This is a genomic window from Streptomyces sp. NPDC059456, assembly GCF_042750055.1.
Classification (GTDB): Bacteria; Actinomycetota; Actinomycetes; order Streptomycetales; family Streptomycetaceae; genus Streptomyces.
Genome location: NZ_JBHYVA010000201.1, coordinates 1 through 10,635, shown reverse-complemented (window position 1 = coordinate 10,635; position 10,635 = coordinate 1). Strand labels below are relative to the sequence as shown.

The following is a 10,635-nucleotide window of genomic DNA, read 5'->3' as shown; positions in this document are numbered from 1 at the left end:
CCAGCTGAACGCCCCCGCCCCCGCCCGGGTCACGGGCCCCGGTGGCGGCTGCGCCCGTACTGGGCCGTGCCGGTGACGCGCACGCCGCCCCAGGGCCCTCACGGCGGCGTCCCGGATCCGCCGCACGGGCCCCGCCGTCCGGCCGCGCCCCTCGCCCCGGCCCCGGCCCCGGATCACTGGTCGCTCCCCGTGGTGCGGCGGGGCTGGCGACGGAGCTGCGTGTCCCGGCGGCCCGGAGGGCGGGTCGGCGCGGTGCGGCGCTTGCGGCGGGGCTCCCGGCGTCGGCGCTCCTCCCGCAGGCAGGCCCGCAGGCCCTCCGGGTCGATGCCCTCGTTGCAGGCGTGGTGGAGGAGTTGGGCGAAGCGGTACTCGGCGTCGGCCCGCAGGGCCAGTGCGAGGGCGATCCGGGCGGTCGGCTCGTCGCCGGCGGACCAGGACACCCAGCCGGCGAGGGTGAGCGGGGCCGCCGCGTGCTCCCCGTAGGCCCCGACGCAGCGGCGGGCCAGCGCCCGCCACAGCCGCAGGGCGGGGGCTGCCTCCTCGCCCTCCATCCACTCGGCCGCTACGTCCCGGATCTCGCGGTCCTGGAGGCCGAGGATCAACGAGGCCGCCTCGTCGTGGCCGAGCAGCGCATCGTCCCAGTCGTCGGCTCCGGGGCCGCCTGGGACGGGTGGGGCGAGCGTCATCCGCTGCATCAGGGTGCGGGCCAGGGAGACGGTCTCCGTGCCCACCTCCTGGCGGGTGGCGCCGTCGAGGATCTTCGGAACGAGAGCGGCTGCCGCCCGGTCCAGGGCCCGCTCCATCTCCACGGCCACTCCCCCGCTCAGCGGTGCCAGCCGGCCCTCGATCTCCCGGAGGGAACCCCTGACCTGCAGTCCGGCGAAGGTGGCCGTCGCCGCCATCACGGAGGTGCCGGTCGCGGCCAGCGGGCTGCCCTCGGCGGGGCAGCACCGCTCGTCGGGGCAGCAGTAGGACCAGTACCGGCCGCCGGAGATGCACAGCGCCTCCACCACGGGCACGTCGAGCGCGCCGCAGGCCTGCCGGATGCGCTGGGCCAGGGGCCGCAGCCGGGTCATCACGCGCTGGGCGCTCTCGCCGCCGGCCGGATCCTGGCAGAGGAAGACGACGATCCCGTCGGGCTTGGCGCCGTGCCGCTCGCTGCCCCGGACGAGGCAGTCGGCGACCTGGCGGGCGGTGTCCTCCCATTCGGCGGGGACCGTGGGAATGCCGACGCGGAGCCGGCCGCCGAAGCGCCCGCCCTCGCCGTGCACGGCGACCATGACGAGGGAGTCGGTCGGATGGAATCCGAGCATGTAGGGCAGTGCGTCGGCCAGTTCCGCCGGGCTGCGCAGGGTGATCCGGGGGTCGGGGGCGGGTCCGGACGGGCTGGTGGTGGGCCGGTCGGACGGGGTGCGTGATTCTCGGTCGTTCGTCATGTCCCGACGGTCCCGCGGACGATCACATCGCGAAAGCCCTGTGGATAACCATTGACCGTTCAACATCCACAGGTTCAGGGCGCCATTGGCGCGATGTCGGAGGCATCGGGTTGCATGGGGGCATGAACGCAGACCTGAGGACCTCGGCCGACTCCGTTTTGGCCCGTCTCGTGGGGGATCCCACGGGCACCGCCCGCCTGCGCGAGGACCAGTGGCTCGCGATCGAGGCCCTCGTCGCGCACAAGCGGCGGGCTCTGGTGGTGCAGCGCACCGGCTGGGGCAAGTCCGCCGTGTACTTCGTCGCCACCTCGCTGCTGCGGGCGAACGGCGCCGGCCCCACCGTGATCGTCTCCCCGCTCCTCGCGCTGATGCGCAATCAGGTCGAGGCCGCCGCCCGCGCCGGGATCCGCGCCCGCACCATCAACTCGGCGAATCCCGAGGAGTGGGAGGGCATCCAGGCGGAAGTCGCGGCGGGCGAGGTCGACGTGCTGCTCGTCAGCCCGGAGCGGCTCAACAACCCGGATTTCCGCGACCAGGTGCTGCCCAAGCTGTCCGCCGCGACCGGCCTGCTCGTCGTGGACGAGGCCCACTGCATCTCGGACTGGGGCCACGACTTCCGACCCGACTACCGCCGGCTGCGCACGATGCTGGCCGACCTCCCGCCCGGCGTCCCCGTACTGGCCACGACCGCCACGGCCAACGCCCGCGTGACCGCCGACGTCGCCGAGCAGCTGGGCACCGGCGCCGGCACGGACGCGCTGGTGCTGCGCGGCCCGCTGGACCGCGAGAGCCTGAGCCTCGCGGTGCTGACCCTGCCCGACGCGGCGCACCGGCTCGCCTGGCTCGCCGACCACCTCGGCGAACTGCCGGGCTCCGGCATCATCTACACGCTGACCGTGGCCGCCGCCGAGGAGGTCACCGCCTACCTGCGCCACCGCGGCCACACGGTGTCCTCGTACACCGGCAAGACGGAGAACGCCGACCGCCAGCAGGCCGAGGACGACCTCCAGGCGAACCGGGTCAAGGCGCTGGTGGCCACCTCCGCGCTGGGCATGGGCTTCGACAAGCCCGACCTCGGCTTCGTGGTGCACCTGGGCTCGCCGTCCTCCCCCATCGCCTACTACCAGCAGGTCGGCCGCGCCGGCCGCGGCGTGGAGCACGCGGAGGTGCTGCTGCTGCCCGGCCGCGAGGACGAGGCCATCTGGCAGTACTTCGCCTCGGTGGCCTTCCCGCCGGAGCAGCAGGTGCGCCGCACGCTGGAGGTCCTGGCCCAGGCGGGCCGGCCGCTGTCGCTGCCCGCCATGGAGCCTCTGGTCGACCTGCGGCGCACCCGCCTGGAGACGATGCTCAAGGTCCTCGACGTGGACGGCGCGGTGCACCGGGTCAAGGGCGGCTGGACCTCGACGGGCGAGCCATGGGTGTACGACTCCGAGCGCTACGCGTGGGTGGCCCGTCAGCGGGCCGCCGAACAGCAGGCGATGAGGGACTACGCGGGGACGACGGGGTGCCGGATGGAGTTCCTGCGCCGCCAGTTGGACGACGACGAGGCCGCGCCCTGCGGCCGCTGCGACAACTGCGCCGGAGCCCGCTTCACCGCGGACGTCTCCACCACCGCCCTCGACACCGCCCGGGGGGAGCTCGGTCGTCCCGGCGTGGAGCTGGAGCCGCGCAAGATGTGGCCGACCGGCCTGGCCGCCGTCGGAGTGGACCTCAAGGGCCGCATCCCGGCCGGGGAACAGGCCTCCACCGGGCGGGCGCTGGGCCGGCTGTCCGACATCGGCTGGGGCAACCGGTTGCGTCCGATGCTCGCGACGCAAGCTCAGGACCAGCCGATTCCGGACGATGTGGCGCAGGCCGTGGTGGCCGTGCTCGCCGACTGGGCCCGGGGACCGGGCGGTTGGGCCTCCGGCGAGGCGGACGCTCCCGCCCGGCCCGTGGGCGTGGTCGCCCTGCCCTCGCACAGCCGCCCCCAACTGGTCGGCTCCCTGGCCGCGCGGATCGCGGAGGTCGGGCGGATGCCGCTGCTCGGGACGCTCGCGTACACGGACCAGGCCCCGCAGTTCGGCCTGCCCTCCTCCAACAGTGCACAGCGGGTCCGCGGGCTCCACCAGGCCTTGACCGTGCCCCCGGCGCTGGCGTCGAGTCTGGCGGAGGCGGCAGGGCCCGTACTCCTCGTGGACGACCGCGCGGAGAGCGGCTGGACCCTCGCGGTGGCCGCCCGGCTGCTGCGGCGGGCAGGCGCGAAGGGGGTGTTCCCGCTGGTACTGGCGCTTCAGCCGTAGCCGGATGAGTCATCCTCGGCGTGTCGGGGCAAGGATATGAACGGCATACCGGCGAATTCCGGTCGGCGGCGCCAATTGCTCGTTGCCGCATGCTCACGGGCCACGCGAGAATCGGAGTGCTCCCGCTCGGCTCGACGGCGCTCTCCACAGCCGTGCCCGCGGCGTGCCCGCACCCCAGCTGTGCCCGTCCGCGGGCGTGTACCCGAAGGGAGGACCGTGACCTTCGGATACGCCCCGGCCTCAGCCACCTCGCTGACAACGGCAGCCGGCGTCGCCAGCCGGCACGGCAGACTGCTGGAACCCGCCGAATGGACGGCCGCGGGCGTACCGCTGCTCTCCAATCCGCGCGAGGTCGTCAGCGGGCTGCACTCGCGGCACAGCCCGGTGCCCTCGACCGCCGTGATCGCCGTCCTCGGTCCCGAGGAACGGCTCGTCGCCAGCGCCTCGTTCGTCCAGCGGTCGGCTTCGGCCGACGGCTGGGACTACCGCAACGCCCTGCTCGCCGGGCTGCGCCGGGTGATCCCGCACGACCTGCGGCGCCGGACCCCGGTGCGGACCGCGGTCCTGCTGTACTGCCGCGAGGGCGACGAGCGGTGGACCGAGGAGGACGGCGCCTGGATGTGGGGGCTGCGGGACGCCTGCACGCTGCACGGGCTGCGGTGCGGCGCGTACATCACGCTGACCCGCGGCGGCTGGCAGGTCCTCGGCGAAGGCAGGGGCGGCCGGCACCCCAGCTCCGAATCCCGGCCCGAGCACCTCGGCGACACCGTCGCCGAGTTCCCCGCGGTGACCCTGCGCACCGGCGGCGGGGCGACCGAAATCATGCGCCGGCGAACCGCCGCACGCTGAGGGCGACGGCCCGCCCGTACCGGCGCGGGCCGCACGCACGGACCCGCTACGGGCCCGCCCGCACCTACAAGCGCCCCGCCCGAGGCGCACGGTGCACGGCGTCCCCGTATGCGGGCAACCCTCACGGCCGTACACCCTGGAACGGGCGTACGGCAGGTCAGGCCTCGGGCTTCAGCGGGGCCGGCACCGGCCGGCCCCGCCCCTTGCCCGCGCCGGGGTACGGGGCGTCAGACGCCCGCACCCAGCACGGAATTGATCTGCTTCGCGTCGCCGCACACGATGAGCAGCGCACCGGCGCGCGCGAGCGCGGTCGGCAGGGCGGCGGCGGTCGCCTCGACCGGTCCGCCGTTGGCCGCGAAGACCACGACGGGACGGCCCGCAGCGCGCTCGACCTGCGCCGCGTCCGCGTAGAAGACGTCGTCCCCGGCATCGTGCAGGGCCCAGTAGGCGGCCTCGCCGAAGGACAGCTCGTGCGCGGCCCACGGGTGCGGGTCGCCGGTGGTGAGCACCAGGATGTCGCCGGGCGCACGCCCGGTGTCGAGCAGCAGGTCGACGGCCTCCTCGGCCGCGTCCAGCGCACCCTCGGCGGAAGCCGGGATCAGCTGGACCTGCGGCACTGCCGCGGAGACGGACGGTGCGGTGGGGGCGGCGGGAACGGGTCCGGGGGTGGCCTGCGGCGCACGCGGCGCGGGCGCAGCGGGCCTGGGGGCGCCTCCCGCACGGCTCGCCGCCGCGGGGGAGGGACCGGGGCGCCCGGGCCGCGGAACGGCGGCGGGACGCGGACCAGGTACGGGGCGGGGGGTCTGCGCGGTGCGGCTCGCGGCCGGGGTGACGCGGGGACCCTGGGCACTCTCGTGAATCTGAGGCTCCTCGGGGGTGAGAGGCATGAGTTGATGTCTATCAAACACCGGTACGAAACGTACCGGCGGGTGGCACGTGGGCGCGATCAGAAATCGAAGCCGAGTTGGCCTCCGTTTTCCAGCTCCACCGCTTCCTCGCTGCGCCGCACCTTCTTGAGGTGGCGCCACCGGGGCAGCGCGTCGAGGTACGACCACGAGAGCCGGTGGTACGGGGTGGGCCCCAGTTCCTCCAGCGCGGCCCGGTGCACGGGAGAGGGGTATCCGGCGTTGTCACCGAAGGCGAAGTCCGCGAATCCGCCGTCCTGTTGACCGAGTTCGGCCATCATCCGGTCGCGCCTGACCTTGGCGATCACCGAGGCCGCGGCGACGGCGACGCAGGACTGGTCGCCCTTGATCACCGTACGGACCCGCCAGGGCGCGCCGAGGTAGTCGTGCTTGCCGTCGAGGATCACCGCGTCGGGCCGCACGGGCAGCGCCTCCAGGGCGCGCTCCGCGGCGAGCCGCAGCGCGGCCGTCATCCCGAGTTCGTCGATCTCCTCGGGCGAGGCGTGGCCCAGGGCGTACGCGGTGACCCAGGCTTCCAGGACCTCGAGGAGCGCGTCACGTCGCTTCTGGGTGAGCAGTTTGGAGTCGGTGAGACCTGCCGGCGGCCGGCGCAGTCCGGTGATCGCCGCGCACACGGTGACCGGACCGGCCCAGGCCCCTCGTCCGACTTCGTCGACCCCGGCGATGACCTTGGCGCCGGTGGTTGCACGGAGGGAGCGTTCGACGGTGTGGGTGGGTGCTTCGTACGGCATGGCGCCAGCAAGGGTACGCCGCCCCGCGCCGCCTGCACACCCCGGCCCGGGCGGAGTCCGCACGGCGTCTCACCTGCTGAGCAGCGGCACCATCACCCGATCGATCATTTCCGCGATGTCCGGATCCGCCCATTCGCTCCCGCACACCTTCGCGCGGTACATCATCATCGCCGGAATGACATCGGCGACGAACGGACTCGTCGCATCCGCGCGTACGTCACCCCGCTCGATCCCGCGCTCCACAAGCTCCCTGATCATCTGATGGGCAGGTTCGTGCAGCCCGGCCCGGATGACGTCGTGGAACCGCCCCGCATGGGCATGGTCGCATTCGTGAAGGACCGCACGCAGCGCCTGACCGGCGCGCGACTCCATCACGTCCCGCATCCGCACACACAACCGGAACAAGTCCTCCCGGACCGATCCGCCATCGGGGATCCCGCCGAGCGGCGGCAGCCCGGTCCGCAGCACCTCGGCCACCAGGTCCGCCTTCGAGGGCCAGCGCCGGTACACCGCCGCCTTGCCGGTGTGCGCGCGGGCCGCGACCCCCTCCATCGTGAGCGCGTTCCATCCGACGGTGCTCAGCTGCTCCAAAGCCGCGTCGAGAATCGCCCGTTCGAGTTCCGGCCCCCGCCTGCGCCCCGGCGACGTCGCCGACCAGCGCGAACCCGCCATCACCTCTGACCTCCGACCGACTCGCGCGCCCCTCGCACGCATTTCCAGCCTTAGTGAACGGTTGCGTTCACTATCGAGGGCCTCCTACCGTGGACGCGCAGTGAACGAATGCGTTCACTATTTCACTATGGGGGGTTCCACGGTGAAAGGTTCTCAACTCGCCACGCCCCGGATACCGGGCGCGGCCCGCCGGGAAGGGCGCCCCGGCGTGGCACTCACGGTCATCGCCGCCTGCCAGCTGATGGTCGTCCTCGACGCCACGATCGTGAACATCGCACTCCCGCACATCCAGACCGCCCTGTCCTTCTCCACCACCGACCTGTCCTGGGTGATCAGCGCGTACACCCTGGCCTTCGGCGGCCTCCTGCTCCTCGGCGGCCGGGCCGGCGACATCCTCGGCCGGCGCCGCGTGTTCGTGACCGGAATCCTGCTCTTCACCCTGGCCTCCCTGCTCGGCGGTTTCGCCCAGGAGCCCTGGCAGCTGCTGGCCGCCCGCGCCCTCCAGGGGGTCGGCGGCGCGATCGCCTCGCCGACCTCGCTGGCCCTGATCACCACGACCTTCGCCGAAGGCCCCGAGCGCAACCGGGCGTTCGGGGTGTTCGCCGCCGTGTCGGCGGGCGGCGGCGCCATCGGTCTGCTGGCCGGCGGCATGCTGACCGAGTGGCTCGACTGGCGCTGGGTGCTGTTCGTGAACGTGCCGATCGGGCTCCTGATCGCCGTGCTCGCCCCGCTCTACATCACCGAGTCCGAGCGCCATCCGGGCCGCTTCGACATCGCCGGGGCCCTCACCTCCACGGGCGGCATGGCCTCGCTCGTCTACGGCTTCATCCGCGCCTCCGAGGACGGCTGGCGCGACGGGCTGACCCTCGTCTCGTTCGCCGCAGCCGTCCTCCTCCTCACGCTGTTCGTGGCCGTCGAGTCGCGCGCCCACGAGCCGATCATCCCGCTGCGGATGTTCGCCGACCGCAACCGCGCCGGCACGTACCTGATCATGCTGGGCCTCGCCGCCGCGATGTTCGGCATGTTCTTCTTCATCGTCCAGTTCGTCCAGAACGTGCTGGACTTCTCCCCCATCCGGTCCGGGCTCGGCTTCCTGCCCGTGACCGTCGCGATCGTCACCGCCGCCGGTCTCTCTCAGCGGTTCCTGCCGCGCTTCGGCCCCAAGCCGTTCATGGTCACCGGATCCGCCCTCACCGGCACCGGGCTCGCCTGGCTGACCTTCATCCGCACCGACAGCTCGTACGTCTCCGGGATCCTCGGACCGATGCTGCTGTTCGGCTTCGGCATGGGACTGAACTTCGTGACCCTCACCCTCACCGCCGTCTCCGGGATCGCCCAGCGGGAGGCGGGAGCGGCGTCCGGGCTGCTCAACGCGAGCCAGCAGGTCGGCGGCTCGCTCGGCCTGTCGATCCTGGTCACCGTCTTCGGCACGGCCGGCCGCACCGAGGGCGAGAAGCAGATCCCGGACTTCCTGGCCCACGCGGATCCCGGTCAGGTGGCGGCCTTCAAGGAGACCGGACGGCTGCCCGACCCGTGGGGCGACCTCGTCCTCACCCAGGGCATGTCCACCGCCTTCCTGGCGGCCGTGGCCATGGCCGGGCTCTCCCTGGCCACCGCGCTGCTGGTCATCCGGGTCCGCAAGAGCGACCTGGAGGCCCTGAGCGGCGCCGCCGCGCAGGCGGGACCGGCGGCCTGAGACCCGTGGGGCGTACGAGGGCGCGGGCGCGCGATCCGGTCCCGCGCCCGGACCCTCGTACGCGGTCCCCCGCGGGATCCGCGGCCCGGGCTACCCGATGCCGCGGGCGGCGAAGGTGCCGAGGTCGCGGCAGACCTCGTACGAGACCGTCACCGGGCGCTCACGGAGGATCTGCCGGGCACGGTACTCGCCGAGGCTCATCGCGTACCACGGCAGCCGGCCGCCCTTCGACAGCTCGTTGTTGATCCCGCGCAGGGCGCAGGAACGGCGGGGTTCGGGCAGCCGGTCCAGCGCGGGCACGGCGTCCGCCGACAGGGACTGGAAGTAGGCCAGGTCGATCTTGCCGGCCTGCTGGAAGCGGGCCACGTTCTTCTCCGCGACCATCCCGTCCGGGGACAGCAGCCCGAACGCCAGGACGGCGGCGGCCGCGCTCCCGGCCACGACCCGCGGCAGCAGGCGGGCGCCGAATACGCCGGCAGCCATGATCAGAACGATGACCAGGCCGAGCCAGATCTCCATGGCGGCCACCGATACGCGCAGCCGCGTCAGCCCGTACGCCTCCACGTACAGGTCCATGCGGCGCAGCGCGGAGGCGACGACGACCAGGGTCAGGGCGCACAACGTGCCGAGGACGACGCGGACGAACCGCCGGTCGCCGGCGCCGGAGCGCGGGGCCCAGCGCAGGGCGAGCGCGATCACGACGAGGGTCAGCAGCGTGGCCCAGAGCAGTTGCCAGAAGCCCTGGCGGGCGTACTGGGCGTGGGTGAGCCCGGTGCTCTCCAGGACCTTGTCGTAGCCGCCGAACAGGACGGCGAGCTGCACGGCGTTGAAGCCGGCGAAGAGCAGGTCGAGCACGACGAGCGGAAGGGCCCATTCGACGCGGGAGCGCGGCGTGCCGGGCGCCACCCGGATCCGGTCCCAGCGCGAGGGCGCGGCGGTGGCGCGGGCGGCGGCGAGCGCGATCACGGCTCCGAGCAGGAAGAGCAGCAAGCGCAGCGGGCCGTCACCGACGGAGACATCGGGGGTGAGCCCGCCCAGCAGGTCCGCGAACGCGGCGTCGGCGGAGGCGAACAGGGCACCGAAGAGCACCAGCAGGACGACGGCCACCACGGCGGCCTTCGCGACGGGCACCCAGCGGTCGCGGTCGACGCCGCTGCCGCGCGAGCGCAGCCCGCTCCAGGCCCAGCGGATCCCGAGCACGGTGGCGTCGACGAAGCCGAGCGGGCTGAGCAGTACACCGGGCCAGGTGCGGCTGCCGTGCAGGGCCAGCGCGCCGAGCAGGACGGCGGCGAGCAGCGCGAGGGCGGACGGCCAGCCGGCGTCGCGCAGCACGGGTACGGCGAGCAGCGCGATGCAGCCGATCGCCCAGGCCACGGTCCAGGGGCGGGCGGTGCGCCGGGCGGCGCGGGCGGCGGCGTACGCGGCGGCGACGGCGGGCACGAGGGCGAGCAGCAGGCCGGGGCCGAGGCCGTCGCCGAGGAAGAGGGCCGCGGCGAGGCCGGTGGCGACGGCGCAGAGCAGGACGGCGGTGGGCACGGGCGCCGCCTGGGCGGGGCGGGCGGCTTCGGCCCACGCGACCGGTGCGATGGACCAGGCCCCGGACTTGGCCCGCTGCTGCCGGACTTGGTAGGCCTCCCAGGCCTTGGGGTCCCAGCCGGTCGGCGCCTCCGGGATGGCTGGTACGCCGGCTTCCGCGGCCGGGTCCGCGGCCGGGTCCGCGGGCGGGTCCGCGGCCGGGTCCGCGGCCGGACCGGCGGTTGCGGCGGTTGCGGGCCTTGCGGCAGCTGTGGCAGATACGGCCGGCGCGGCCGTGGTGGCGGGCTCGCCCGTGGCCGGGGTCGGCGGCGCGTCCCTGCTCGCTTCCCCACCCGCGCCGGCGGGGTGTTCTGTCAAAGGGTTACCCACCCCCGTCCGGGGGGGGGGGGGGGGGCACCTGTGTCGTCAACATTGTGGGGCCCTTTTAGTTCCCCCACGCCGGCGGCGATCTTCGTGCCGCCGATGTCGACGCCGATGGTGAGTCCCATTAGTCCCTCGGTTTCCGGT

8 protein-coding genes and 1 pseudogene are annotated in these 10,635 nt (G+C 73.9%); 3 read left to right on the top strand and 6 right to left on the bottom strand.

Annotation, left to right across the window (positions count from 1 at the left end; genetic code table 11):
* Window positions 1–173: 173 nt before the first annotated feature.
* Window positions 174–1,436 (bottom strand): DUF4192 domain-containing protein, encoded by a 1,263-nt coding sequence (locus ACFXA3_RS19230; protein ID WP_385188220.1) that lies wholly within the window; start codon window positions 1,434–1,436, stop codon window positions 174–176.
* A gap of 122 nt (window positions 1,437–1,558) precedes the next feature.
* Between ACFXA3_RS19230 and ACFXA3_RS19225 the strand changes: the two genes are divergently transcribed.
* Together ACFXA3_RS19225 and ACFXA3_RS19220 are read left to right on the top strand one after the other, a co-directional pair.
* The gene (locus tag ACFXA3_RS19225; RefSeq protein ID WP_385188218.1) at window positions 1,559–3,718 is read left to right on the top strand and encodes a RecQ family ATP-dependent DNA helicase; all 2,160 of its coding nucleotides are present in this window, start codon (window positions 1,559–1,561) and stop codon (window positions 3,716–3,718) included.
* A gap of 216 nt (window positions 3,719–3,934) precedes the next feature.
* Window positions 3,935–4,567 carry a hypothetical protein gene (locus ACFXA3_RS19220; protein WP_385188216.1) on the top strand — a complete coding sequence of 211 codons (633 nt, stop codon included), beginning with the start codon at window positions 3,935–3,937 and terminating at the stop codon, window positions 4,565–4,567.
* 227 nt (window positions 4,568–4,794) lie between these two features.
* Here ACFXA3_RS19220 and ACFXA3_RS19215 read toward each other — a convergent pair whose 3' ends face one another.
* From ACFXA3_RS19215 to ACFXA3_RS19205, 3 genes are all read right to left on the bottom strand, one after another.
* Window positions 4,795–5,454 carry a hypothetical protein gene (locus tag ACFXA3_RS19215; RefSeq protein ID WP_385188214.1) on the bottom strand — a complete coding sequence of 220 codons (660 nt, stop codon included), beginning with the start codon at window positions 5,452–5,454 and terminating at the stop codon, window positions 4,795–4,797.
* Between the two features lie 59 nt (window positions 5,455–5,513).
* Window positions 5,514–6,224 (bottom strand): ribonuclease HII, encoded by a 711-nt coding sequence (locus ACFXA3_RS19210; RefSeq protein ID WP_385188212.1) that lies wholly within the window; start codon window positions 6,222–6,224, stop codon window positions 5,514–5,516.
* A gap of 69 nt (window positions 6,225–6,293) precedes the next feature.
* Complete coding sequence (locus ACFXA3_RS19205) at window positions 6,294–6,896, bottom strand: TetR/AcrR family transcriptional regulator (protein ID WP_385188210.1); 603 nt, start codon at window positions 6,894–6,896, stop codon at window positions 6,294–6,296.
* A gap of 127 nt (window positions 6,897–7,023) precedes the next feature.
* Here ACFXA3_RS19205 and ACFXA3_RS19200 point away from each other — a divergent pair, with 127 nt between their 5' ends.
* Complete coding sequence (locus tag ACFXA3_RS19200) at window positions 7,024–8,592, top strand: MFS transporter (protein ID WP_385188208.1); 1,569 nt, start codon at window positions 7,024–7,026, stop codon at window positions 8,590–8,592.
* A gap of 90 nt (window positions 8,593–8,682) precedes the next feature.
* On the opposite strand, the gene ACFXA3_RS19195 is transcribed toward ACFXA3_RS19200, so the two are convergent.
* Together ACFXA3_RS19195 and ACFXA3_RS19190 are read right to left on the bottom strand one after the other, a co-directional pair.
* Complete coding sequence (locus ACFXA3_RS19195) at window positions 8,683–10,485, bottom strand: DUF4173 domain-containing protein (RefSeq protein ID WP_385188206.1); 1,803 nt, start codon at window positions 10,483–10,485, stop codon at window positions 8,683–8,685.
* A gap of 13 nt (window positions 10,486–10,498) precedes the next feature.
* Window positions 10,499–10,616, bottom strand: a pseudogene (locus ACFXA3_RS19190) (ROK family protein); the annotation flags it as partial.
* Window positions 10,617–10,635: the final 19 nt, after the last annotated feature.

What these genes read in the sequence shown, in the direction of transcription:
- ACFXA3_RS19210 (WP_385188212.1), bottom strand. Translation starts at nt 6,224, where the DNA reads ATGCCGTACGAAGCACCCACCCACACCGTCGAACGCTCCCTCCGTGCA.
- ACFXA3_RS19200 (WP_385188208.1), top strand. Translation starts at nt 7,024, where the DNA reads ATGGGGGGTTCCACGGTGAAAGGTTCTCAACTCGCCACGCCCCGGATA.
- ACFXA3_RS19230 (WP_385188220.1), bottom strand. Translation starts at nt 1,436, where the DNA reads ATGACGAACGACCGAGAATCACGCACCCCGTCCGACCGGCCCACCACC.
- ACFXA3_RS19225 (WP_385188218.1), top strand. Translation starts at nt 1,559, where the DNA reads ATGAACGCAGACCTGAGGACCTCGGCCGACTCCGTTTTGGCCCGTCTC.
- ACFXA3_RS19215 (WP_385188214.1), bottom strand. Translation starts at nt 5,454, where the DNA reads ATGCCTCTCACCCCCGAGGAGCCTCAGATTCACGAGAGTGCCCAGGGT.
- ACFXA3_RS19205 (WP_385188210.1), bottom strand. Translation starts at nt 6,896, where the DNA reads ATGGCGGGTTCGCGCTGGTCGGCGACGTCGCCGGGGCGCAGGCGGGGG.